This is a genomic window from Cytobacillus sp. FSL W7-1323, from assembly GCF_038595015.1.
GTDB classification, from domain to species: Bacteria; Bacillota; Bacilli; order Bacillales; family Cytobacillaceae; genus Cytobacillus; species Cytobacillus kochii.
In genome coordinates, this window is the sequence record NZ_CP151998.1 from 2,431,449 (window position 1) to 2,457,408 (window position 25,960).

Below are 25,960 nucleotides of genomic sequence, written 5' to 3' on the forward strand. Positions count from 1 at the left end.
TTTACTATACCATATTTACAAACAAGTAGACTCTGCTTGCAATAAAAAGGTAATTAGTCTTCAGCACCATACTCAGTACAAAATGATCTAATCTCGCTACATTCGTTTGGTAAATCACCTTTTAGTAACCACGTTTCAACGATATAAGTAAATAAGTCAGGTTTTGCCAAAGGAAATCCATGGCCAATTTTCAGTAAAGTCACGCCTTGGCAATTTAAATGTGAAGCTACAATGTCTGTTGCAGATTTTTTCATGACTGCTTTTTCTTTCTCACCGACAGTAACCAATATTTTAGTTTTTGCCATTTTAAATTCTTTAGGTATTCGAAACGACATGTTCTCTTGTAATACTCTCATGAGAGTTTCAATCTTCATTCGAGCACTTTCTTCATAATATTTGTCAAAGTAGGCTTCGTTCACATACAATATTTTAGCTTGGATCTTGGAGAAGTATTTATGTTTGATTAAAGGAAATGACCATTTAACTGTGGTTTTTATCAATTTTTCTGTGTATGGATATGGCCTGACCAACGCACTATTGATGATGGCGAAATCTATTAAATATGGTTTCATGCTTAATATTTGTATAATCACTTGAGCACCTAATGAAAAGCCGATTAATATTATTTTCTTACCGTTTGCTTTTTGTTCGAGTAAGTTTATAACTAATTCTGCACTACCTTTTATAGTAAATTTAATATCATCACTGTGCAAACCATGCTCAGGTAAATCTGGAACAATACAATAATAGTTCGAAAAATGTTGAATTTGTTTATCCCACATCCAACCACTTACGCCACCACCATGTAAAAATACGATTAAAGAAGCACTTTTATCACCGTGTTCTGTATACTTCAAAGCCACTAATTTCACCTATCTTCCTTTAAAATATGACTGATTCATGTATACTTTTCTAATATGCTTTCAATATTAGGATTTTGCATATTTAGTTACTTATTATAGAACGTCCTTGTCGTAAAGAATGACTCTCTTCAATCAAAAATGAACCAGAGATATATGAAAGAGGCTCAATCATTTTTAAAAATGATTGAGCCTCTCTTCCTTATACTTCTAAGCCATAGTTTTTACATAATGCTGCTAGTCCACCTGAGAAGCCACTACCAATGGCATTAAATTTCCATTCGTTATTGTGGCGATAAAGCTCACATACAACAACAGCTGTTTCAATGGAAAAATCTTCTCCTAAATCATAACGTAGAAGTTCTTCATTTGTTTCTTCATTTACTAAACGGACAAACGCATTAGAAACTTGTCCGAAATTTTGCTTTCTTAATTCTGCATCATGAATGGTAACAGCAATTCCGATACGATCAACAGTTGAAGGGATTTTTGAAAATTCGACAATTAATTGTTCATCATCCCCGTCTCCTTCACCGGTACGATTGTCTCCTGTATGAATGACCGAACCTGATGGATGTTCCAACTGATTGTAGAAAACAAAATCTTGATCTTGCTGGCAACGGTTTTGATGATCTGCCAAAAATGCAGAAGCATCTAGGTCAAAGGATTCCCCGCCATTATACTTATTTGTATCCCAACCGAGACCGATCACTGCCCTAGTTAATCCCGGGTTTGTTTTCGTTAAATCGATTCTTTGTCCTTTTGATAATTGAATAGCCAAAGAGACTCCCCCTTTTATCGCGTTAAGATTATCCTACTTGTAAGCCGTAATCAGTTGCAATTCTTGCCAAACCACCTTGATAGCCTGAACCAATTGCAGAGAATTTCCATTCGCCATTATGACGGTATAATTCCCCAACAATTACAGCTGTTTCAATAGAGAAGTCTTCTCCCAAATCATAACGAATCAATTCTTCATTGTTTTCTTCATTTAAGATACGAACATAAGAATTAGATACTTGTCCGAAATTTTGCCCTCTTCCCTCTGCATCATGAATCGTAATTACAAACGAGATTTTTGCAATAGAAGCAGGTACATTGGATAAGTCAACTTTTACACTTTCGTCATCGCCATCACCCACACCCGTGCGATTATCTCCTGCATGTACAACTGATCCATTTCCACCTTCTAATTGATTGTAGAAAATAAAGTCTTTATCCGAAGAACATTTTCCAGATTCATCTAATAAAAACACACTAGTATCTAAGTCAAAATCTTGGCCGCCATCATACTTATTTGTATCCCAACCAAGACCGATAACGACTTGAGATAGCCCTGGATTTGTTTTGGTTAAATCAATTTTTTGTCCTTTTGATAATGAAATTGCCACTTTTCATCTCTCCCTTTTCATTGAAAATTGTAAATATGTATACATTCAGTTTAAACGTTTATTAGAAAAACGTAAACTGATATACCCTCGCTTTTCTTCTTAAAAAAGCAAGTGAAAAAAACCTATTCAATTAGCATGGTTTCTTATGCTTATGGAAAATGGAGTTCTTTCATTTCTGACTCTCATTTTCTTTCGCATCCTGTCTATAATACATACGTAAACTCCTGATAAATGGTTTCAAAAATTTTTCATTTAATAGGTGAGTGCCTATTATTGCCACAGTTTAACAACGACACTCATATGCTATAAAAACAGATCTGAAGGGAGGTTTATATTCTGTCTAAACATGAGCAAGTAACACCATCATTGTTTCTTAAGGAAAAAATCACTAGTAATCAAGATGTATATAGAAAAAATTATCTATCTAACCTTTTAGAAGAACAATCACAGCTTAATCATAAAGTATCAAAACAGCATCGCGATTTACAACATCAGTTAGAGGAGACGTATGAAGATTTAATGAGCTTTGCTAAAGATGAGAGTATACGCCACGAAAAAAATATACAGCAATACAATGAGGACTGGACTGCTCTTCAATCAGCCTACCAAGCTCAAGAACAAAACCAACTCGAAATGAATGGTTATCTTCAACAAATTGAAAATAAAAACGAAGAATTACTAATTCAACTAAGAACTAGTCAGTCTTCATATGAAACTCTATTAGCACAATCATCTATTCAGGAAACAGCTATCTTAGAACTTTCACGAAAATTAGATAACCTTGAGAAACCGACTGAAAAAATCCTAGAGGAATTAACAGTCATTACCGATGATCAAGCTACTATTAAAGACAAAATAGAAACACAAGATATCTATCATCAATCTGTTATGGAAAAACTCGAATCTCAAGATGCACTTAATGAGAAATTATCAAGACAAATCGATCATTTAAAATCGATTATTTTTGAAAGAACAGCTTACCTTACAGAAAACTTTAAGTCACTTATTTCTCCAGTAAAAAGTTTTTTTGTTCATCATGAGGAGAAAAACAAAAATAAATAAGACCGGTTTATATTTTTCCTTGCGCGATGATTTTGGTTTATTTTAATTGCCTCATCGCGCATTTATTTCCCCGTTGCACTCATCATCCGTAATTTCAGAAATTACATAATATAGATTTCTTCGTTTTATTAGTAATTTAACGAATCTATTGAAATGAGTGTTGTTTTTTCCTCCACTGATATGTTAAATCACTATAATGATTATTACCTTTCTTTTTCTCATTTTCCTTTTTAATAATGACAAGTGCATTCAACTTGCATATTGTTTATGTTGGACCTTAAGGCAGGTTTGGCACAGTCCAATAAACAGAACCTGAGTCTATAATAATTTTTTAGTAGAGAATAAGGATATATACTCCTAAAATCATAGCAAAAAATAACAAGGCAAAATAAGTTTAGTTCGTACATTGCGCAAGATGGTTGAGTAAAAAGGGGTTGTGCAACGTTCAAAGAAAAAAATATAATGAAACTTGAATACGAAATAGCAGTGATCACAACTCTTTCTTTCAGTCTAAGAAAGACCCATAGAGCAAAAAAATCCGAACACATAAACCTTTATAGGTTTAAAATGTGTTCGGACTTGTCAGCTAACTATCATACTAGTTTAACCATTTTCTATTTAACAATTAATCTAAGATTGTTACTTTTACTGATTGTCTACCATAATTAATGGCATCCTCTTTATTTGGAATAAAGATATCAATTTTATTTCCTTTAATTGCACCGCCAGTATCTCCTGCGATTGCTTCACCATAACCTTCTACATATACTTTTGTGCCAAGTGGAATAACATTTGGATCAACTGAAATGACCTTCGCATCTGGATTCTCTTTTAAGTTAATCCCAGTTGCTGTTACACCAGAACACCCCTCACAAGAAGCTGTATATGCAGTTGCTTCCATTGTAATTTCTTTTGCTCCTTCTTCTGAAGGGGTATTGTTTGTATTTTTCTCTTCCTTAGGTGCATCTACTGTCTCTGCAGGTTCTTCTTTTGCCTGTTCTTTGTTCGTATCTTCATTCACCACTGGTTTTTCTTCTTTAGTTGGTGTAGATTCGGTATTTTCTACCGGAGTATGTACCGGGCTTTCTTTTACGATACTACTCGGTGCACCGGGATATACAACAAGCTCTTGGCCAGGGTGTATCACTTCTGAACTTAAATTGTTCCAGTTTTTTATTGAATCAACCTTCACATCAAGCTCTTTTGCAATGCCCCAAAGCGTGTCGCCTTTATTTACTTTATATTTTTCTTCCTCATATACGTTTAACACATCTTCAATATAAATTGTATTTGAAGATAAGTTATTCCACTCTTTAACCTGTTCAACTGTCGTATTGTATTTTTGTGAGATGCTCCATATTGTATCTCCTTTTTTGACAGTTACTTCCTCGGCTTGCACGCTTGCTGCAGCTCCTCCTGCAATAGTTGCTACAGCTAAAAATGATAATACTGATTTTTTCATTTCGCATAACCTCCTGTATAGCTTGTATTAGCTAACGGTGATAATCATAACAAAAGTTCGTTACAGGAAAAGAACAGGACAATAATAATCTAATGACTTATATAACAGAAGTTTAACAAAATGAGGGTTGTTGCTTAATAAATGTATTAATAGTAATTCTTCTTCCTTAAAATGAAAATTTTTCTTCCTTTTTATTAAAAAATTCAAAAAAATAGGTACACATTTTTATTTTAATCGTGTATACTGTATCATAACAGAAGGAATAATAAAATAATTGTTATATAAAAGGAGATGGAAGAAAATGATGAGTCCAGTAGAATTTTTTCAAACTTTACCTAAGAAGGTATGCCCAGAGTGCGGTCAAATAATGGAGGAACAAGCGGAATCCTACTTAATGGAATGTGATCGTTGTCTTTCAAAAAAAGGTGAATAGAACGACAAAAACCGTGTAGTCGCTATAGACTACACGGTTTTTGTATTAATCTTGCTAAAAATAAAGCGATTATCACAAAAATACTATGCTAATTGCTTTATTTTTAACTGGAGTCAAATTACATTAAGATTTCTGGGAGATCTCTTACTTCTAAAGTTGTGTCACTACCACATAAAGGGCATTTCAAATCTACAGATACAAAATCCTTTCTCATCCAGCCATTACATGTATTATCTAGACAAGCATATACATCCGTACTTAAAATCACTACTTCAGGTTTTTCTTCTTGTGCTTTTTTATTAAAAAACATCGTGATCCCCCTCTAAATTTTATCTTCTACTATTAGTATGGACAACTTTGCTTGGTTTAATGAATTTAATTCTGTGTATTTTTTCGTAAGTAACGTAAACTATAAAAGAGGTGAATATAAATGTCATCAAAAGAAAAACGATATACAGTAGCAGGAACTGATATTAATGAAGTGAAACGACTGAATCAACAGTCTGGTTTATCTTATAATGAAGTGAAAGCATTATTAGCTGCAAAATATTTAAATTCAAAAAATGAGCGTAACTAAAGAAGCTGCCAGTAAGCAGCTTCTTTAACTTAATTCTGTGATTTTTTTCTTGGAATCGCGATGTCAATACCTTCAACAACATCCCAATTTTCATCTAAATTTTCTAAATCACCATTTAGCAAGGATAGATTCTCATAAAGATTTTTGGATTCACTTAAAGGCATATCCTCATACTCTTTCAAATCTGTTATCCTCCCTTCATGTAATACTATTGTGTTCAAATTTCACTGTTTCATACACTTCTCAAGCATTTATGTACTATTGTCCAACATGATTGCATAGATAGAAGCCATCACACTTGGAATCAATGGTCATCGATTTAAATAGCAGTGGAATAACTGTTCACATGATTAATATGAATACCTTCTTAGCTAAAAAAAGATAAGCCTATGACAAAAAACTTATATTTTATTTTCATTAGACTTTTGCAGAATTTGACTGGTTGATGAATATTAACATGAACACAGGTAGGTTGAAGGCTGGAAGAAATAAAAAGATAAACTCGGAGGAAAATTCCAAAAATATAATACAGAAGATTATTCTTTATTGAATACTTTTTTGCAAGTTGAAAGTAAATGGTTTCAACCTGAAGTTGCGGAAATTTGACAATGTAGCATAACAAAATTCAAAAAAATTAAAAACAGAAGTATTAAAAAATAATAAAGCAGCCATTACGGCTGCTTCGCGTTTTATTTATCGATCAATTTTAAGACAGTTTCGTATCCTGAACCCATATAATTAAACACAGTATCGTAAAAAATATGGATAACCTTATTTCTTCCTATTCTTTTTACCATAGGATTTAAATTAAGAAGTTGTAACGTCATTATAACAAACCTCTATTATCTTATATTTATCCGTAAGTCCCATGTTGACATCCTCATTTGAAGGATAGCTTTTAACTTTTATTGATCTACTTTTGTTACGGAAAGCGTATTGCGTTAATATCGACATTTAAAGCACTTGAAGAGGTTACATTTGAAGCTACCGTATAAGCTATTCTAATTTCATATGTTGCAGTTCCAGTGACAGTAGCAGTATTTACATTGGTTGATGCAACAGGAAATCTTGATGTACCTGCCGAACTAACACTTCTTTGAACGGAACGCGTATCAAGTAAAGTCCCATTAAGATATAGCCTTATTTGGAAGGTGAAATTAGCATTGGCCGTAGTAATTACATCCACTGATATCGCATAGTCAATTTTAATGTTTTGAGCAACTGTAGTTGGTACATTTAATGTAGCCACTGTCGTTTCAGTTCCAGTAGTTATTAGCGCAATTGGCCCAGCTACTTCTGTAAAAAATAATTGAGATCCAGTTCCTGTGGCTCCCGTTACTCCGGTCGCTCCTGTTGGACCGGTTGCACTTGTGACTCCTGTCACTCCTGTGGCTCCTGTTATTCCTGTTGGACCGGTTAATCCAGCCGTTCCTGTGGCTCCTGTTGTTCCTGTTATGCCAGTTATTCCGGTGGACCCTGTTATTCCCGTTGCTCCTGTTGGACCGGTTACTCCGGTCGTCCCGGTTGCGCCCGTTATTCCTGTTGCTCCTGTTATTCCGGTGGCTCCTGTGATTCCTGTTGTTCCTGTTGCTCCCGTTGTTCCAGTTAATCCGGTCGATCCTGTTACTCCGGTTGCTCCGGTTATTCCTGTTATTCCGGTGGCTCCCGTTACTCCGGTGGCTCCTGTGATTCCTGTTGTTCCTGTTATTCCTGTTGTTCCTGTGACTCCTGTGATTCCTGTTGCTCCGGTTATTCCCGTGGCTCCTGCGATTCCTGTTGCTCCTGTTATTCCGGTGGCTCCTGCGATTCCTGTTGCTCCTGTTATTCCGGTGGCTCCTGCGATTCCTGTTGCTCCTGTTATTCCGGTGGCTCCTGTGATTCCTGTTGTTCCTGTTGTTCCTGTTGCTCCCGTTGTTCCAGTTAATCCGGTCGATCCTGTTACTCCTGTTACTCCTGTTGTTCCAGTTAATCCGGTCGATCCGGTTGCTCCTGTGATTCCTGTTGTTCCTGTTATTCCTGTTGTTCCTGTTATTCCTGTTGCTCCTGTTATTCCGGTGGCTCCTGCGATTCCTGTTGCTCCTGTTATTCCGGTGGCTCCTGTGATTCCTATTATTCCGGTGGCTCCCGTTACTCCGGTGGCTCCTGTGATTCCTGTTGTTCCAGTTAATCCGGTCGATCCTGTTACTCCTGTTACTCCTGTTGTTCCTGTGATTCCTGTTGCTCCGGTTATTCCTGTTATTCCGGTGGCTCCTGTTGTTCCTGGTGTTCCTGTTATTCCGGTGGCTCCTGTGATTCCTGTTGTTCCAGTTAATCCGGTCGATCCTGTTACTCCTGTTACTCCGGTTGCTCCGGTTGTTCCTGTTGTTCCTGTGATTCCTGTTGTTCCTGTTAATCCAGTCGTTCCTGTTACTCCTGTTACTCCTGTTATTCCGGTTGCTCCGGTTGTTCCTGTTGTTCCTGTTAATCCAGTCGTTCCTGTTACTCCTGTTACTCCTGTTATTCCGGTGGCTCCCGTTACTCCGGTGGCTCCTGTGATTCCTGTTGTTCCTGTTGCCCCGTTGTTCCAGTTAATCCAGTCGTTCCTGTTACTCCTGTTACTCCGGTTGCTCCTGTGATTCCTGTTACTCCTGTTACTCCTGTTATTCCGGTTGCTCCGGTTGTTCCTGTTAATCCAGTCGTTCCTGTTACTCCTGTTACTCCCGTTACTCCGGTGGCTCCTGTGATTCCTGTTGTTCCTGTTGCTCCCGTTGTTCCAGTTAATCCAGTCGTTCCTGTTACTCCTGTTACTCCGGTTGCTCCTGTGATTCCTGTTGCTCCGGTTATTCCTGTTATTCCTGTTGCTCCGGTTATTCCTGTTATTCCGGTGGCTCCTGTTACTCCAGCCGTTCCTGTGGCTCCCGTTGTTCCAGTTAATCCGGTCGATCCTGTTACTCCGGTTGCTCCGGTTGTTCCTGTTGTTCCTGTGATTCCTGTTGTTCCTGTTAATCCAGTCGTTCCTGTTACTCCTGTTACTCCTGTTATTCCGGTGGCTCCTGTGATTCCTGTTGTTCCTGTTGCTCCCGTTGTTCCACTTAATCCGGTCGATCCTGTTACTCCGGTTGCTCCGGTTGTTCCTGTTGTTCCTGTGATTCCTGTTGTTCCTGTGATTCCTGTTGTTCCTGTGATTCCTGTTGTTCCTGTTAATCCAGTCGTTCCTGTTACTCCTGTTACTCCTGTTACTCCTGTTACTCCTGTTATTCCGGTTGCTCCCGTTACTCCGGTGGCTCCTGTGATTCCTGTTGTTCCTGTTGCTCCCGTTGTTCCAGTTAATCCGGTCGATCCTGTTACTCCTGTTACTCCGGTTGCTCCTGTGACCCCGGTTATTCCAGTCGTTCCCGTTGCTCCTGTTGGACCGATTACTCCGGTCGTCCCGGTAGCTCCTGTTATTCCGGTTTCTCCTGTGATTCCTGTTGCTCCTGTTATTCCCGTAGCTCCTGCGATTCCTGTAGCTCCAGTTACTCCTGCTGTTCCAGTTAATCCTGTTGGACCTGTATTACCTGTGACCCCGGTCAATCCGGTGGCTCCAGTTATTCCTGTTGTTCCTGTTAACCCTGTGGCACCTGTTATTCCGGTGACTCCCGTAGCACCGGTTAATCCTGTCACTCCAGTCGATCCTGTTGGACCAGTTAATCCGGTTATTCCTGTGTTACCTGCGATTCCTGTGGATCCCGTGGAACCGGTTACTCCCGTCGTTCCTGTTGTACCCGTTATTCCTGTTACTCCTGTTGTTCCGGTCGCTCCGGTTAATCCTATTGCTCCGGTCGCCCCCGTGGCTCCTGTAACTCCACTCAAACCTGTAATTCCACTAGCTGTCGCATTAAAACTCTCTGGGCCAACACGTGTTACATCTGAATTAACTGCACCAGTAATATTACGAACATAGGCAGTATATATTAAAAACCCAGAACCTTTGGAGACATTGTAATCTGAAGCGGAAAATGCGTACTCTTGAGGACCGTCCTCAGAACCATTAAGAACAATAGTCTTGATACCTGTAAAAATAGTATTAGCATTAGGATTAGTCCCTCGAACAATTTTTAATTCTATAAAATTTGTATAAGTACTGGCTGTGGGACTTAATTTTAAAGTAATAATACCGTCAAATTGAACACGAATGTTTGAAGTGGGGATTGCTTCACTAACATTAAGGCCAACTTGTCCCCAAATTTGGTAAGCAGATGAAGTTGGAATGTTTATAGAATTGGCATAGGAAGCATTTTGAGATATTATTCCATCAAAGAATTCTGGCATAGGTTGTCACCTTCCTTTTTATAGAGAATACAAGTGAATTTAATTTAAATTAACTTTCTAATTAATTTATGAAATTTGGAACAAAAGTGGAACGGCACATTTATTGATCTTTGAAAAAACTGAGATTAAATAAATGATAAAATTTTGTCGCATTTTAATTAAAAGTACAAGAAATAAATAAAAAAATTCGACATAAAATCTAAAAATAGAATTAAAGACCTTTTCCTATATGCTCATGAGTATGTTGAAAAAGTCATTTCTTGTTGGAATACAAATGTATTTTCACACGGCTCTAGGATGAATATAATACCTGTTAATCCACGCATACATATAGATATCAATTCCGATGTTAAACCTTTACATTAGTGCTGTCCGATAAATAGCTTCTTTCTTATATTCATTAAATGTTATGTCGAATATAGACGGAAAATTATAAATCTTCTTAGTTGATTTATAATTTTAAAAAATGGTACTATATTCATGTAAACGGTTTCTATGCTTAACAATTCCAGCCATGAGAGTACATAGACACTATTTTTAAGGAGGAATTCGATGAGTCAGTTAACTGTAAGTGTGAAAGAAAAGGTGGAGAAATTTTTAAGTGGAAAGAAAAAGCTGTATATTAATGGGGAGTTTGTCGAAAGCAAATCAGGCAAAACATTCGAATCATATAACCCAGCGACAGGTGAAGTACTCGCCCATGTTTATGAAGCTGACAAGGAAGACATTGATTTAGCGGTCAAAGCAGCTCGCGAGGCATTTGATAATGGTAAATGGTCAAAGATCTCTGCTGCACAACGCAGTCGACTTCTCTATAAACTTGCCGACTTAATGGAAGAGAATAGTGAAGAATTAGCACAATTAGAAACCTTAGATAACGGAAAGCCTATTAGAGAAACAACAAATGCCGATATCCCACTAGCTGTAGAGCATATGCGTTATTATGCTGGCTGGTCAACAAAAATCGTAGGACAGACGATACCGGTAAGTGGTCCATTCTTTAATTATACAAGACATGAACCTGTGGGAGTAGTAGGACAAATCATCCCATGGAACTTCCCATTGTTAATGGCTATGTGGAAAATCGGTGCAGCACTAGCTAGCGGTTGTACGGTTGTATTAAAGCCAGCTGAACAAACTCCTCTATCTGCTCTCTATTTAGCAGAACTAGTCGAGGAAGCTGGATTCCCTAAAGGTGTTATTAATATTGTTCCTGGATTTGGTGAAACGGCAGGTAGTCCATTAGTGGATCATCCATTGGTCGACAAAATTGCTTTTACTGGCTCTACTGAAGTCGGTAAATCGATTATGTCAAGTGCTTCTAAAACATTAAAAAGAGTAACGCTAGAGCTTGGCGGTAAATCACCTAATATTATCTTACCTGATGCTGACCTTTCAAAAGCGATTCCAGGGGCACTAAATGGTGTCATGTTTAACCAAGGTCAAGTGTGTTGTGCCGGTTCTCGTGTGTTCATTCAAAAGAAACAATTTGATAATGTAGTGGCTGATATGGCAAGCCATGCTAAGAATATCAAACAAGGAGCAGGTATACATGCTGACACAGAAATTGGACCACTGGTGTCAACTGAACAACAAAAACGAGTCCTTGGTTATATTGAAAAAGGTGTAAGTGAAGGTGCAGAGCTTGTCGTAGGAGGAACGAAACCACAGGATGATGGCTATTTTGTTTCACCAACAATCTTTGCAAATGTGCAAGATGACATGACGATTGCTAAGGAAGAGATATTCGGTCCAGTTATTTCCGCAATGCCATATGAAGATTTGGATGAACTTATTGATCGGGCTAATCGCTCAGAATATGGTTTGGCTGCGGGAGTATGGACACGTGATGTAGCAAATGCTCATTATATTGCAAATAAACTTCGAGCAGGCACTGTTTGGGTTAACTGTTATAATGCTTTTGATGCTGCTTCACCATTTGGTGGCTACAAACAGTCTGGAATCGGTCGTGAAATGGGTTCCTATGCTCTTGATAATTATACTGAAGTGAAAAGTGTCTGGATTTCAATGAAATAATATAGAATAAAAAGAGTAGCCAAAAAATGGCTACTCTTTTTTTAAGCATATGCTAAAATACTGTCTCTTAAAAGTCGAGCAGCCCCAACACCTGCTTTTTCATCGTAATATTGTGTAAATCTCTCATCAGCGATATACATGTCTGCCAAACCTTTATGTGCCTCAGAAGAATAAGTCGACCATGTATATTGTAACCATTTTTTGTGTAACATCACGATTTGCTTCGCATCTTCTTTTTGTTGATTTTTTTGTTGATTGAATTGTTTTAGTCTTTCAATCAATTCACTCTCAATCTCTTGCATCTCTTTATAGCTTTCCTCTGACATTCCCATCCATGATTGATTTGCCTCTTCTACTGCTTCCTCTCCATATTTTTCTCGAATTTCCTCTCCGAACTTGTTTTCGTTTTCCTCTATTCTCTTCTTTTTGAATGCGGCAAATTTTTCTTCGTTACTCATTTCTATCTCTCCTTTATGATAAGCAATTGTATCTTCAACTGCTTTTATTAGGCTGTCAATATGATGTCTTTTTTCTACTAATGCCTCATAATGCGTGTGTAATATACTTTGAATAGAAGAATCCTCAGATGATGACAAAATCTTTTGAATATCTGATAGCTTAAAATTTAATTCTCGATAGAATAAAATTTGTTGCAGCCTATCGATTTCTCTTGTTGAATAGAAGCGATAACCTGCCTCGTTGACATTTGCTGGTTTTAATAAATTTATTTCATCGTAATATCTTAATGTTCGCGTACTTACACCCGACATTTGAGCCATCTGTTTGATTGAATATAACATCACTTCACCTCCTAATCACTACACTAAATGTTGACGTTGCGTTAAGGTCAATAGAAAAATAAAATAACTTTTTTATTTTTTAGCTAGCCACATGGTCCAACGATCACTCTCCACAATCTTCTTATCACCTAACTGTTTATCTATATACTCAACTAATCTTTCTAATTGTACATCATCTAATTCATGAAGAATACTTCTGCCGCTCCTTGCTTTGATATCCTCAAGCAATGTTTCTTTTAGGGTATATGTGTTTCTTGTTTCCCAAAGCTTGAAAGTCTGTATATCAGTAAATCCTGTTTTCTGTAGCATGTTCTATACAATCGCATAATCATGTCTTCTTTGAACTTCTCTTGTTAATAAGTCAGGATACAAATCAAAAATAAAACCCCTTATATGTGTAGATATTCCTTTCAAACAACAATCCTCTATTAAAAGATATTGAATATACTTATTGAATGTTAAAAAAATAGAGAGGTGAAAAATTCACCTCTCTAAAATAATCCTATGTAGTTACCATGCTTAGTTAGAAGCAGATGGCATTGCTTTACATGGCTGAATGGTTAATAATGATCTTGGTTTTGTAAGGCTCACTTTAATACCAGCTTTTTTTAAACGGTTCACTAAATCTACGATCTGTGTTTTCTCCATTTATAAAACTCCTTTTTTCCTGCCTTTATACTTTATATATTAAAGGATAATTATGAAAAAACTATGAACAATCCTTTATTTTTTTCCTTCTTTTATAACTTTTTTGTGAAAAAAGTATAAAAGGATTATGATTTTGTTGGATAAAGTGAAAACTTGCTTGTATGTATTGTCCAACGCATCGCATTGTCTATTTTATCATTACTTACCCTTTTAGAATTATGACAAAACCTCAACAATTTCATTTCAAACCATAAATATTTATATTCGCTTTAAAGGGGTAAAATCCCTCTATTTTTTCATGTTTTTCAAATAAATATGATCTAGATTAACACTGTGACTTGAGTTAATGTTATAATTTTATCGATTATGATGCATGGAGGAATATAATTAATGCTAACTGTTACAAACGTAGGTCTCCGCTATGGCGATCGCAAATTATTCGAAGATGTTAATATTAAGTTTACACCTGGCAATTGCTATGGTTTAATCGGCGCAAATGGTGCGGGTAAATCCACCTTTTTAAAAATTTTATCTGGCGAAATTGAATCACAGTCCGGGAATGTTAGCTTAGGACCAGGGGAACGGCTTGCAGTCTTAAAGCAAGACCATTTTGAATATGAAGAATATGAAGTATTAAAAGTGGTTATTATGGGTCATGCACGCCTTTATGAAGTGATGCAAGAGAAGGATGCTATTTACATGAAAGCAGATTTCTCAGATGAAGATGGTATGAGAGCTGCTGAATTAGAAGGTGAGTTTGCTGAGTTAAATGGTTGGGAAGCAGAATCCGAAGCGGCTATTTTACTTAAAGGTCTCGGCATTCCAGAAGAATTGCATATGAAGAAAATGGCTGATTTATCAGGTGGAGACAAAGTAAAAGTATTGCTTGCTCAAGCATTGTTTGGAAAGCCTGATGTTTTATTACTAGATGAACCGACGAACCACTTGGATATTAAAGCAATTGCATGGCTAGAGGAGTTTTTAATTAACTTCGAAAACACAGTCATCGTTGTATCTCATGATCGTCATTTCCTAAATAAAGTCTGTACTCATATTGCTGACTTAGATTTCGGTAAAATTCAAATTTATGTCGGTAACTATGATTTCTGGTATGAATCAAGTCAATTAGCACAAAGAATGGCACAGGATGCAAATAAGAAAAAAGAAGAAAAAATTAAAGAACTACAAAACTTTATTGCTCGTTTTAGTGCGAACGCGTCAAAATCTAAGCAAGCAACATCTAGAAAAAAATTACTTGATAAAATTTCTTTAGATGACATTAGACCGTCCTCAAGACGTTATCCGTATGTAGGGTTTTCACCTGACCGTGAAATTGGTAACGACTTATTAAGAGTAGATGGACTATCAAAAACAATTGACGGTGTGAAAGTGCTTGATAATATAAGCTTTATTATGAATAAAGACGATAAAATTGCCCTTGTGGGTACAAATGAACTTGCTAAAACAACTTTATTCAAAATTCTGATGGGTGAAATGGATCCAGATGAAGGTTCATTTAAATGGGGGGTAACAACTTCTCAAGCTTACTTTCCAAAGGATAACTCAAATTTCTTTGAAAATAGTGAGCTGAATTTAGTCGAATGGCTCCGTCAATATTCTCCTGAAGATGAAAGTGAAAGCTTCCTTCGTGGCTTTTTAGGTCGTATGCTCTTCTCAGGTGAAGAAGTATTGAAGAAAGCAAGCGTGCTGTCAGGTGGAGAAAAAGTTCGCTGTATGCTCTCAAAAATGATGCTAAGTGGTTCAAACGTACTTTTACTTGACGAACCTACTAACCATTTAGACTTAGAATCCATTACCGCTTTAAATAATGGTTTAATTGCCTTTAAAGGTTCGATGATTTTTGCATCACATGACCATCAATTTATCCAAACGATTGCTAACCGAATTATTGAAATCACACCAAACGGTATCGTAGACAAACAAGTAACTTATGATGAATACCTTGAAAACGATGAGCTACAAAAGCAAATCGCCAAAATGTATCAGGCATAATTGTAAGAAAGCTGGTAGCCATATACGGCTACCAGCTTCTTTAAATGGATATGTAAAGTCGCGAATACCTGAGGACACTCAAAGTTGTATCTATAACAAACACCTACGTAAAAATACATAAATATATCCTTAGTTAATTTCAAGTATTGAATATTCATTAAAGTTATTTTCCGAAATGACTTTAAAACCATTTTTTCTTAATAAGGCTGTTGTGACACCATTACCAACTATTTGTTCCCCTTTGAATTCTCCATTGTAAATAACTGAACTACCACATGATGGACTATTTTCCTTAAGGATAATTGTATCTGCTCCCAACTCTTGAGCTTTTTTTAATGTAGCATATGCACCGTTGATATATTGTTTTGTAACATCCTTACCTGACTTTTCGATCACTTTTGCTTTTCCGTCTAATACATCTTCACCATCTCCGCCCACGATTTCAGCTGGCTCTCTTGGCGTCGTAAAACCTCCGAGTAATTCCGGACAAACAGTCATCGCTTGATTCTCTAATAAAAGTTTCTGGATTCTTTCGTCTAAACTATTAGATCCATTATATCTTACATTCATTCCTGCTAGACATGCACTTACTACTATCATGTTTTCACCGCCATTTGTTAGTCCCAAACAATCTTTTCTATTGATAATAGTAACATAATTCTTTCTTTTTAAAGTTATATTCTCACATTTACTCACATCTATATAAAAGCAAAAAAGCACAGTAAAGTTACTGCGCTTCCTTCCTACCATCTTCTATTATGGATATCATATCGGTTACGTTTCCTCATTTTTCGTATAAATAAGAAAACCACTATCAAAATGATGGCAACCGAGCCTATAGCAATATAAATAATAAGAGTCGTATTTTCCTTCTCAGTATCATCACTAGCTTCATTCATCGTATGATGGTTCGCTACCTCTTGTTTAGGCTGTTCTCTTTCCAAAGTTATTTCTTGTATCACTTTGTCATTATTATCCACGATTTCTAATACACCTTGATTATTTAAGTGTTCTGTAAATCCTTCAATCGGTAAAGATACCTTGTAGCTATTTTCTGTCGGTTGAAACACTTTTTCACCAACAAAATATTCTTGTTCAGGGACAAGTTCTTTATTTTCATAATGAGAGAAACTGTAATCAAAGATGGTTTTGGTGTCTTTATAAATATCACGTTTAAAATCTGCTTTCATAACAATCGCTGTTAATGCCAATTTCCCATTATCTGCAGTAGATGCGAGTGTTTGTTTAGATTCACTGACAAATCCAGTCTTCCCACCAGTAATCCATTCGTACGGTCTTTGTCCAGTTAGGAGTTGATGATGGCTAATGAGTGTCGTATCCCAAGATTCACCATCCCATTTTAATTCTACAGTACCGAAAACTTCAGCGAAGGTCTCGTTTTTCATAGCATAATTTGTGATGATTGCCATATCCTTTGCCGTTGTATAATGGTTTTCGGAAAATAATCCGTGAGGGTTCGTAAAATGAGTCTCGGTCACTTTTATTTTATTTCGCATGTAAGCATTCAATTTTTTCGAAAAATTCTCTTCATTACCTTCCAAATGAATGGCAATTGCCTTTGCCGCATCATTACCTGAGTTAATGAGCATTCCTTGAACGAGCTTTTTTAAAGTTACCTTCTCGCCCTCTTCTAAGTATACTTTTGTCCCATCAACATCTACTGCTTCTTTAGAAATTGTGACCACATCATTTAAGTTTCCGTTTTCAATTGCGTAAATAGCGGTTGCAATTTTAGTTAAACTTGCTGGATACATTTTTGTGTTTGCATTTTTTTCATACAATATAGCGCCCGTTTCTGTTTCCATAACGATTGCCGTTTCACTGACAATTTCTGGTTCATCATCCTTTGCATATGCTTGTGTACCTAATAACATGAGGAATAGGAAGATGATCATCCATTTTTTCTTCATTCATCCACTTCCATTTCTAGTGCTTTTTACCCTATTGAATTGTACCAAAAAAATTAGACTTAATTAAAGATGATAACAAATTGTTACATAATTGAAAGAACATTGTCGTATTTTGTAATAACTTAACTAATACTGGTGATCAGAACTAAACTTATTACGCACCTAATTTTTTGTCATAAAAAAGAGCATCCTTTATTTAGATGCCCTAATTTACTAATTATATGATTTTAACTACTGCCGCAGCCTCCACCGCAACTCCCACCTGAATCACCACTAGAACAAGAACTATCATTGGAAGGTGACGATGCATCACTAGCACAGGCAAAACCACTACATGAAGAAGAAGTAAAGCTATTCTTAGCTATCTCTTCAGGTAAATAACTACTTACCGCTTCCTCAAAATTGTCATAATCATACATTGAAAAATAAATGCTTATAAAAAGAATACTTTGGTGGGGAAATACGGACTTTGATTGCAAACTCTTATCTTGATTTTCATGAAAATCAGTTGCTAATTTAATATTTTCTTTTATCGATTGAATTAATTCCAATTGGATATTCTTCCATTTAGAATGAGTCCGAAAATAAGTCATTAACAATTCTTTTTCACTTAAAGCTTTAAAATCAGCTATAATTTGCGGGTGCAAAGGTTTTCTCATAAAAGATCCCCATATTTTCACACTATTCTCAGATGGTTGGAAATAACTTAAATACAAAAAGTCAAAAAATGCTCTTTCATTATGTGCAGATTGATTGCCACCAATGTTAGGGGTATGGTGTAAATATTGACCAAATAATTGCTGGCAAAAATCAGCATATTTTTGTGTAAACAAAATCATTTCATGCCATAATGCATCTACTTTGCTACTATACATGGGTACTGTTTTAAACAAGCTACATAAAAAGAAATATCTTTTCAATTCCATGAAAAGCCAATCAAATTCATGATCTTTCCATTTTGGATGTTCTTTTAGCACACGATTTCTTAACTGCCTTTTATCACTTTCAGTAAATGAATTCTCTACTTGATGAACTAAAGAATGTGCTATCGGCTGAACTAAACCAAGATTATTCGGGATTGGCAATTCCTTTAAAGGTTTTACAGTCGGTTTTAAGAATTTGGCAAATACGAGAATCATGATGATAAATAAAATTATAAATAAGTACAACATTCTCTCTTCCCCCCTCTCGCTCATTATACACAAGATATTGGCACCCCACCATAAATTTGGAAGATTATAACCAAGCATTCAAAAGCGATGCTTTACCCCAAATTTTTCAAAAAAATTTTATCGTTAGGTTTTTTCATTCAATGATTAATCATAATAAAAAACTCCTCGAAAGGTTTGCTATCTTTCGAGGAGCTATGACTTACCTATTCTTTTTCATATAATTATCGTATACATCATCTTTCGCTAACCAAGCAAAATCAGCTATCTTAATTGCATTCACTGCCGATTGGAAATCTTTAAATACTGTCGCATTTTCTTGATGATTCTTTTCTATTTTCCACTGCTCTTGTTTTTGGTAGATACGATAAATGTCACCAGAGCGTCCTTCATAAATCGTACCATGGCTATTTTCTTTTTGGTTGAATTTATTTTTAGGTGCATCAATTTTTAATGATTCTTCTGTGAATAATTCTACAACAAATTTTCTAAACGCCTCTTCATTCATCGTACAGCCTGATGCTTTCGCATGACCACCCCCACCGTACGTGCCTGCAACAGCCGAAACATCAATGTGATTGTGAATCGTTCTGAAGCTGACTTTGCGACCACCCGTATTAAGAATTGCAATATAATCTAAATGAGGGTATTCTTTTCCCAGCTCATTGCCGAGTTCGGAATGATAAGATTCCGCATGAACAACACCAACAATATGCTTATCAATCGACGCTTGGATAAGTTCTCTTTTTTTACGCTTAATATAGCGTTCAATTTTAGCTTCTTCCATTGATAATAATTTCGCTTCAAGCTCATCAAATTCAAAATCATCTGCGGTTTTTAATCTTTGCAGTATCATTTCTTCAAATTCTTCTATAGAAAACATATAAAATAAATCATTCAACTGCTTCGCTTTTACATTATTATTTTCGTCCCATTCCCAAGTATCATATTGTCGAACCAATTCAATGAATTGTTCAATGGACCTTTTTGGAGATAGTTTTTTTTGCTCAACAAAATACTCATATAATAATGACGTAGCACAAGTTTGTCTACCATCATCATATTGTACTGTTACTGTAGCCCATTCATATTCATTAAAGTGTAGGGCCGTTTTATGATGATCAATTAGTTGTGCATGACCACCCTGATTGACAAAATCATCTACTCTTTTCGTGTTATCTTCATTGATCGATAAGTCTGTTATGTAAAGCTTGGTATCTTTATGGTCCTTTTCAGAAAAAAACTTCTCGACTTTATAGTCTAAGCCTCCGACAGAATTATAATAAACTTGCCCTTCTTCTCCTAATGCTAGCTTGATTATAATACCACAACCAACACCATCTAAGTCGTTATGAGAATATAATTTATACATTACTTCACCCGCTGTTCTAGAATATTTCAATATGTATGCTCTCCCAAAAGAGTTAGTACTATTATATATGAAAAGAACCCTGCATGAAACCGCAGGGCATTAAATTAAAACAGAAGGTATGCAATAGGTGTGACAAGAATAAGAGCAAGCACTGTTCGTTCAAACCAAATAATCACCATTTGCCTAATGGTAATAGGAATATCAGTTGATAAAATGCAAGGAACTAAAGCCGAAAAGAAAATAATGCCGCTAACAGATACAACACCAATAATAAATTTTGTCATCAAAGCGGCTTCTGTCACTACCATAGAAGGTAAGAACATTTCAACAATCCCAACCGATGTCGCTTTTGCTGTTAGCATTGCTTCTGGTAATCCTAATATAGCTGTAAATGGATAAAATAAATATGCAAGCCAATCAAAAACTGGCGTGTATTCGACTAATACCAAGCCAATAAGCCCAATAGACATAATTGAAGGCAGAATGGACATCGTCATTAATACACCATCTTTTAAATTTTGTTTCACATTTTCAAATATTGATGGTGCTGAAGCAGCAGCTTTCATGGCTTCTTTCCACGCAGTTTTTAGCAGAGGTTTATCATATGCATCTTTCTCTCTCCTCACACCTTGATAATACTCATTTGACATGTTTCTAATTGGCCAAATTCTTACCGTAATTGCTGTTACTACAAATGTAATTATGAAGGATGTCCAAAAATAAATCGCCCACATAGACATTAAGTCTAACGCTTTAGCCACGACAATCATAAAAGTAACAGAAACAGTGGAAAACCCAGTCACTATAATTGCTGCTTCTTTCATTGAGTACTTACCTTCTTTAAAGATACGATTAGTAATTAAAATACCGACAGAATAACTACCGACAAAAGAGGCAACGGCATCAATCGCAGACCGTCCAGGTGTTTGGAAAATCGGTCTCATAACCGGTTTCATTATCACTCCGATAAATTCAAGCAGACCATAGCCTACTAATAAAGCTAAGAAGACAGAACCAATTGGAACTAATAAACCGACAGGCGTAACAAGACTATTAAATAAAAAAGGACCCATATTTGGGTCAAATATGAATGCGGGACCCAAGTTAAAATAAACCATAAATGCAATAACTACACCCAAAAGTTTTAAGAAGGAAAATACTGTTGTCACAATCGTTTCTTTCCAATTACCTTTTATAAAAGGATATAGGCCTCCTATCATGATAATCAATAGCAAATAATAAGGAACAACATTACCTAGAAGGTGGCGCAACCCACTCACAATATGATCGATCATGATGGAAGATTGCCCGTTCAATGTTATCGGAATAAAAAACATAAATATACCAATCATACTGTATATGAAAAACTTCCATACATGACTATTGGCGTTTTTCATTTGAGATTTGGTTTTTGGATTACTCAGTTCAGTTTCCATATTTCCTCACATCCTATCTTCCTTTAAATGTTATTTTTTATAAAAAGAGACTGGCACATACCAATCTCTCCCTTACTATTAGTGACTTTTAAGCTTGTTTGTTACTAGGGCACCATTGTCAATAACTATTCTTCCAGCTTTAATTACCGAATGCGTATGGTTCATTCCATATAAATATTGCGTTTGCATATAATTAGGTACATCAAGTATAAGAACATCTGCCTTTTTCCCTTCTTCCAGACTGCCAATCTCATGGCCCTTCCCAATCGCATGGGCAGCATTGATTGTTGCCGCGTAAATCGCTTCAGCAGGCGTTAAGCCCATATGCATACAAGCGAGAATCATCATAAAAGGTAATGAAGCTGTTGGTGAGGAACCAGGATTACAATCTGTAGACAAAGCAACTGCTACTCCTTCATCAATCATTTTACGACCATTTGCTGCTGCTTCCATTAAGAAAAAGGCTGTACCAGGAAGAAGAACAGCAATGACACCTGCTTCCGCCATTTTTTTAATCCCTTCATCTGATGCTTTCAATAAATGGTCAGCTGATATGGCACCTACTGCTGCTGCTAATTCTGCTCCACCATACGGTTCAATTTCATCTGCATGAATTTTTGGTATTAATCCAAGATTTTTACCAGCTAACAGTAACCTCTTCGATTGTTCAGGCGTAAACACTCCTCGTTCACAAAATACATCATTAAAAACAGCTAACTCTTCCTCTACCACAAGCGGGAGCATCTCATCGATGATTAGATCAATAAAAACATCTGGACGCTCCTTGTATTCTACAGGTATGGCATGTGCGCCCATAAAGGTGCTGACAATATCGATTGCATGAAGATGATTGAGTTCTTTAGCTACAAACAATTGCTTATACTCAGTTTCCCAGTCAAGGCCGTAGCCACTTTTTGCTTCAATCGTTGTTACACCGTGTATTAAAAAGCGATCTAACCGTTTTATACTCTCCTCCTTTAATTCATCTATTGTCGCTGCTCTCGTTTTAGTTGTGGTGGCATGAATGCCACCTCCGTTGTTCATGATTTCCATATAGGTGGCACCATTTAACCTCATATTAAATTCTTCTTCACGGCTCCCTGCATAAACTAAATGTGTATGTGGGTCCACTAATCCAGGCATGACCACTTTACCACTCGCATCAATTATCTCTGCTAAATTTATTTCCTGATGAAATTGGCTGAGCAATTCATCTGTTTCACCGATGGCGACTATTTGTTCATCTTTCATTAGTATCGCCCCATCATTAATGACGTGTAATTGATTCATTGCTGCTTTAACTGCTGGTTGTTGTGAATGTCCCTTTAATGTAAGTAGTTCATTCGCATGCTTTATAAACAAATAAGTTGAGCTCATTACCTCACCTCTCCTCTATTGATTATTTTTCGGTACCCCTCTTCAACATTGGTATATGAATGCCTTTATCTATGGCCGTTTGTTTCGCAAGATCATAACCAGCATCAGCATGCCGAACTACACCCATACCAGGATCTGTTGTTAGCACTCGCTGTAATCTCTTCTCTGCTTGTTCCGTTCCATCAGCAACTATCACCATGCCAGCGTGTAAGGAATAGCCCATACCTACTCCACCGCCATGATGTACTGACACCCAACTAGCACCACCAACACTATTAATTAAAGCATTCAAAATTGGCCAATCTGCTACTGCATCACTGCCGTCCTTCATGGCCTCTGTTTCCCTATTAGGTGAGGCAACAGAGCCTGAGTCAAGATGATCTCGCCCAATTACGATTGGTGCTTTTAATTCACCAGATGCAACCATATCATTAATTATTTTTCCAAACCTTGCTCTTTCGCCATAACCTAACCAACAAATTCTTGAAGGTAACCCTTGAAATTGAATTTTTTCTCTAGCCATTTTAATCCAGTTACATAAATGCTTATTATCTGCAAACTCTCTTAAGATGACTTCATCTGTTTTATAAATATCCTCTGGATCTCCCGAAAGTGCTACCCATCTAAAAGGGCCTTTCCCCTCACAAAATTGTGGACGAATATAAGCAGGGACGAATCCTGGAAAGGCAAAAGCATCTTCCACACCTTCATCATGCGCGACTTGACGAATATTGTTACCGTAATCAAATGTAATCGCACCTTTATTCTGCATTTCAAGCATAGCAGCCACATGAATGGCAATTGACTTCTTAGCTTTTTGAACATAATCTTGTGGATTTTCAATTCTTAACTTGGCTGCTTCTTCCATTGAATAAGCAATTGGAATATAACCATTTAACGGATCATGCGCGGATGTTTGATCTGTTAATATATCAGGGATGAAACCGTCGTCCAACATTTGAGGGAGGATTTCAGCTGCATTTCCAAGCAAGCCAATTGACAGTGACTTTCCCTCTGCTTTTGCTTCCTGTGCAAGCACAATCGCTTCTTTCATATCGTAAACTTTTTTATCCAAATATTTTGTTTCTAATCTTCGGTCTATTCTCGTCTCATCTTTATCTATTGCAATACAAACACCCCCAGCCATTGTCACTGCTAATGGCTGCGCCCCTCCCATACCCCCAAGGCCCGATGTAAGTGTAATCGTTTGCTTTAAAGAACCATTAAAATGTTGCTTTGCCAGTTCTGAAAATGTTTCATACGTTCCTTGCACAATTCCTTGGCTGCCAATATATATCCAACTACCTGCAGTCATTTGGCCGTACATTATTAAACCTTTTTTGTCTAGTTCATGAAAGTGATCCCAATTTGCCCATGCAGGAACAATGTTAGAATTGGCAATTAATACTTTGGGTGCATCTTCATGTGTTTTAAAAACCGCAACAGGTTTCCCTGATTGCACAAGCAATGTTTCGTCATTTTCAAGCTGGTGAAGAGTTTCCATCAAACTATCGTAGCTCTCCCAATTTCGAGCCGCTTTACCAATCCCGCCATATACAATTAATTCATCAGGCTTTTCTGCGACTTCTTTATTTAAATTATTTCTTAACATACGAATAGCAGCCTCTTGAATCCAACCTTTTGAATGAAGTTCACTACCTGTATAATTAATAATTTCTCTCTTCACTTTTTCCATCATTATCCCTCCAACTCATTCATAAGTTTATTTTAACTTAGAATTTTCAGAATAAACCGTCTATTAATATTGGATTATTTATATTTTTTTGTGATTTGTTACTTTGATTTATATAGTTATTTATTCATTTATTTGATTTATATAAAAATATAAAGATTATATAACTAAACCATTTTAATTCTGCCGTTCTATTTTTATTATTCTTCTATTTATAAACCATCTAATTCTTTTTTGATCTGAACCAATTCCGTTTCTTTCACGGTAGAATTGCCTCTTTTAATTAATGTTGATTCTGCTCTCTTCATGCCAGACTCGACAATATGTTTAATGAGACTTTCCATGGATTGATTAATCGGCCAAAACAAAAAAATCCAAACAATCATTCTAGGTTTTAAGGAAAAATTGAATGATTGTTCAGATTGAGTTTTGTTTATGATTTCGAGACGAGATGTTCTAGCTGTTCGTCATTAATAAATCGTTGTATATTTTTAAGCGTCAGCTGGTTAATTCTTTGGACTGCTTCAAAAGTAGCCCCACCTATATGAGGAGTTGCTATCACATTTGCTTGTTTTGACAACTCCGTAATAGAAGGCTCTTTTTCAAAAACATCTAATGCAGCACCTTTAATCACATGATTTTTTAATGCTGCAAGCAGGTCCACTTCATTGACTAATCCGCCGCGTGAGATATTAATAAGAAACGCACTCGGCTTCATTTTTGCTAACGTTTTTTCATTTATTAGATGGCGATTTTTCTCAGATAACGACGTAGAGAGAATAATGTAGTCGGCAGTTGATAGTAAATCGTCAAGTTCAGTAAAGGTAACATTCAGCTCTTTCGCTTTTTCCTCGTTTCGGTAATGGCCGAAAGCAATGACTGACATATCAAAACCACTTGCTCTTTTAGCAATTGCTTGTCCGATTGCACCGAAACCAATAATCCCTAACTTTTTCCCGTAAACTTCGTTCCCCATAGAGAGCTGCCATTTACCATTTTTCATCTCATGATCTTTTTGCGCAATTTGTCTTGAAATTGACAATAATAACGAAAAGCCAAGATCTGCTGCGGAATGTGCATTTTCCCCTGGTGCATTTGTAACAACAATCCCTTTTTTCTCAGCATAGTTCACATCGATGTTATCGTACCCTGCTCCGAATTTAATAATGTACTTTAAATTGGGGGCATGGTCAATGACTTCTTGATCAATTTTCACAATAGCAACGACGATGATATCAACATCTTCGACTTCTTTTAATAACTGTGATTTTGTAAGTCCACTATCACTATGAACGAACTTCACTTCTGCATTTAACTGCTTCGCTTCTTCTATGATTGTCGGATATTCCTCGATAAAGGGATCTCTAATTAAATATAAAACTTTCATTTTCATCTTCACCTTTATGTTC

General features: G+C 36.4%; 22 protein-coding genes and 1 pseudogene. 5 read left to right on the forward strand and 18 right to left on the reverse strand.

The window, feature by feature from the left end; all coding sequences use genetic code 11:
• Positions 1-53: 53 nt before the first annotated feature.
• From MKX67_RS12415 to MKX67_RS12425, 3 genes are all read right to left on the reverse strand, one after another.
• Positions 54-863, reverse strand: a complete 810-nt coding sequence (locus MKX67_RS12415) for an alpha/beta hydrolase (protein ID WP_307313708.1) — start codon at positions 861-863, stop codon at positions 54-56.
• A 199-nt stretch (positions 864-1,062) separates the two neighbouring features.
• On the reverse strand, positions 1,063-1,641 hold the full coding sequence (locus MKX67_RS12420) for a TerD family protein (RefSeq protein ID WP_095373166.1): 579 nt from the start codon (positions 1,639-1,641) through the stop codon (positions 1,063-1,065).
• 28 nt (positions 1,642-1,669) lie between these two features.
• Entirely contained in the window at positions 1,670-2,251 is a 582-nt protein-coding gene (locus MKX67_RS12425; RefSeq protein ID WP_095373165.1) for a TerD family protein, read from the reverse strand.
• A 366-nt stretch (positions 2,252-2,617) separates the two neighbouring features.
• Between MKX67_RS12425 and MKX67_RS12430 the strand changes: the two genes are divergently transcribed.
• Positions 2,618-3,313, forward strand: coding sequence for a hypothetical protein (locus tag MKX67_RS12430; RefSeq protein WP_322909413.1), 696 nt, complete (start codon positions 2,618-2,620; stop codon positions 3,311-3,313).
• A gap of 625 nt (positions 3,314-3,938) precedes the next feature.
• Here the strand turns inward: MKX67_RS12430 and MKX67_RS12435 are convergent.
• Positions 3,939-4,775, reverse strand: coding sequence for a LysM peptidoglycan-binding domain-containing protein (locus MKX67_RS12435; RefSeq protein WP_322909414.1), 837 nt, complete (start codon positions 4,773-4,775; stop codon positions 3,939-3,941).
• 301 nt (positions 4,776-5,076) lie between these two features.
• On the opposite strand from MKX67_RS12435, the gene yhfH reads away from it, so the two are divergent.
• A complete protein-coding gene (gene yhfH, locus MKX67_RS12440; protein ID WP_224936580.1) occupies positions 5,077-5,208 on the forward strand; it encodes a protein YhfH in 132 nt (43 codons plus the stop codon).
• 118 nt (positions 5,209-5,326) lie between these two features.
• Here yhfH and MKX67_RS12445 read toward each other — a convergent pair whose 3' ends face one another.
• Complete coding sequence (locus MKX67_RS12445) at positions 5,327-5,518, reverse strand: cold-inducible protein YdjO-related protein (protein ID WP_095373161.1); 192 nt, start codon at positions 5,516-5,518, stop codon at positions 5,327-5,329.
• 120 nt (positions 5,519-5,638) lie between these two features.
• Between MKX67_RS12445 and MKX67_RS12450 the strand changes: the two genes are divergently transcribed.
• Complete coding sequence (locus MKX67_RS12450; RefSeq protein ID WP_095373160.1) at positions 5,639-5,785, forward strand: hypothetical protein; 147 nt, start codon at positions 5,639-5,641, stop codon at positions 5,783-5,785.
• 29 nt (positions 5,786-5,814) lie between these two features.
• Here MKX67_RS12450 and MKX67_RS12455 read toward each other — a convergent pair whose 3' ends face one another.
• Both MKX67_RS12455 and MKX67_RS12460 read right to left on the reverse strand, forming a co-directional pair.
• Positions 5,815-5,967, reverse strand: a complete 153-nt coding sequence (locus tag MKX67_RS12455) for a hypothetical protein (protein ID WP_157733977.1) — start codon at positions 5,965-5,967, stop codon at positions 5,815-5,817.
• Between the two features lie 740 nt (positions 5,968-6,707).
• Positions 6,708-9,427, reverse strand: a pseudogene (locus tag MKX67_RS12460) (hypothetical protein).
• A 1,200-nt stretch (positions 9,428-10,627) separates the two neighbouring features.
• Between MKX67_RS12460 and MKX67_RS12465 the strand changes: the two are divergent.
• The gene (locus MKX67_RS12465; RefSeq protein ID WP_224936585.1) at positions 10,628-12,112 is read left to right on the forward strand and encodes an aldehyde dehydrogenase family protein; all 1,485 of its coding nucleotides are present in this window, start codon (positions 10,628-10,630) and stop codon (positions 12,110-12,112) included.
• A 41-nt stretch (positions 12,113-12,153) separates the two neighbouring features.
• On the opposite strand, the gene MKX67_RS12470 is transcribed toward MKX67_RS12465, so the two are convergent.
• From MKX67_RS12470 to MKX67_RS12480, 3 genes are all read right to left on the reverse strand, one after another.
• The gene (locus tag MKX67_RS12470) at positions 12,154-12,912 is read right to left on the reverse strand and encodes a MerR family transcriptional regulator (protein WP_095373157.1); all 759 of its coding nucleotides are present in this window, start codon (positions 12,910-12,912) and stop codon (positions 12,154-12,156) included.
• Positions 12,913-12,984: 72 nt separating this feature from the next.
• Positions 12,985-13,221 (reverse strand): hypothetical protein, encoded by a 237-nt coding sequence (locus MKX67_RS12475; protein WP_095373156.1) that lies wholly within the window; start codon positions 13,219-13,221, stop codon positions 12,985-12,987.
• A gap of 210 nt (positions 13,222-13,431) precedes the next feature.
• The gene (locus tag MKX67_RS12480) at positions 13,432-13,560 is read right to left on the reverse strand and encodes a hypothetical protein (protein ID WP_263624167.1); all 129 of its coding nucleotides are present in this window, start codon (positions 13,558-13,560) and stop codon (positions 13,432-13,434) included.
• 390 nt (positions 13,561-13,950) lie between these two features.
• On the opposite strand from MKX67_RS12480, the gene MKX67_RS12485 reads away from it, so the two are divergent.
• Complete coding sequence (locus tag MKX67_RS12485) at positions 13,951-15,573, forward strand: ATP-binding cassette domain-containing protein (RefSeq protein ID WP_095373155.1); 1,623 nt, start codon at positions 13,951-13,953, stop codon at positions 15,571-15,573.
• A gap of 129 nt (positions 15,574-15,702) precedes the next feature.
• Here the strand turns inward: MKX67_RS12485 and MKX67_RS12490 are convergent, their stop codons facing one another.
• The 8 genes from MKX67_RS12490 to MKX67_RS12525 all read right to left on the reverse strand — a co-directional run bounded on the left by MKX67_RS12490 (position 15,703) and on the right by MKX67_RS12525 (position 25,938).
• On the reverse strand, positions 15,703-16,173 hold the full coding sequence (locus MKX67_RS12490) for a DUF523 domain-containing protein (protein WP_095373682.1): 471 nt from the start codon (positions 16,171-16,173) through the stop codon (positions 15,703-15,705).
• A 143-nt stretch (positions 16,174-16,316) separates the two neighbouring features.
• A complete protein-coding gene (locus tag MKX67_RS12495; RefSeq protein ID WP_341094127.1) occupies positions 16,317-17,504 on the reverse strand; it encodes a D-alanyl-D-alanine carboxypeptidase family protein in 1,188 nt (395 codons plus the stop codon).
• Between the two features lie 227 nt (positions 17,505-17,731).
• Positions 17,732-18,676, reverse strand: coding sequence for a hypothetical protein (locus tag MKX67_RS12500; RefSeq protein WP_307313674.1), 945 nt, complete (start codon positions 18,674-18,676; stop codon positions 17,732-17,734).
• A gap of 199 nt (positions 18,677-18,875) precedes the next feature.
• The gene (locus tag MKX67_RS12505; protein ID WP_342488262.1) at positions 18,876-20,075 is read right to left on the reverse strand and encodes an oligoribonuclease; all 1,200 of its coding nucleotides are present in this window, start codon (positions 20,073-20,075) and stop codon (positions 18,876-18,878) included.
• 74 nt (positions 20,076-20,149) lie between these two features.
• Positions 20,150-21,481: a YjiH family protein gene (locus MKX67_RS12510; RefSeq protein WP_322909426.1), complete on the reverse strand. Its 1,332-nt coding sequence runs from the start codon at positions 21,479-21,481 to the stop codon at positions 20,150-20,152.
• Positions 21,482-21,559: 78 nt separating this feature from the next.
• Entirely contained in the window at positions 21,560-22,858 is a 1,299-nt protein-coding gene (gene hutI, locus MKX67_RS12515) for an imidazolonepropionase (RefSeq protein ID WP_342488263.1), read from the reverse strand.
• Between the two features lie 22 nt (positions 22,859-22,880).
• Positions 22,881-24,557, reverse strand: coding sequence for a urocanate hydratase (hutU, locus tag MKX67_RS12520; RefSeq protein ID WP_342488264.1), 1,677 nt, complete (start codon positions 24,555-24,557; stop codon positions 22,881-22,883).
• Between the two features lie 427 nt (positions 24,558-24,984).
• Positions 24,985-25,938: a phosphoglycerate dehydrogenase gene (locus tag MKX67_RS12525; protein ID WP_095373149.1), complete on the reverse strand. Its 954-nt coding sequence runs from the start codon at positions 25,936-25,938 to the stop codon at positions 24,985-24,987.
• Between the last annotated feature and the right edge of the window lie 22 nt (positions 25,939-25,960).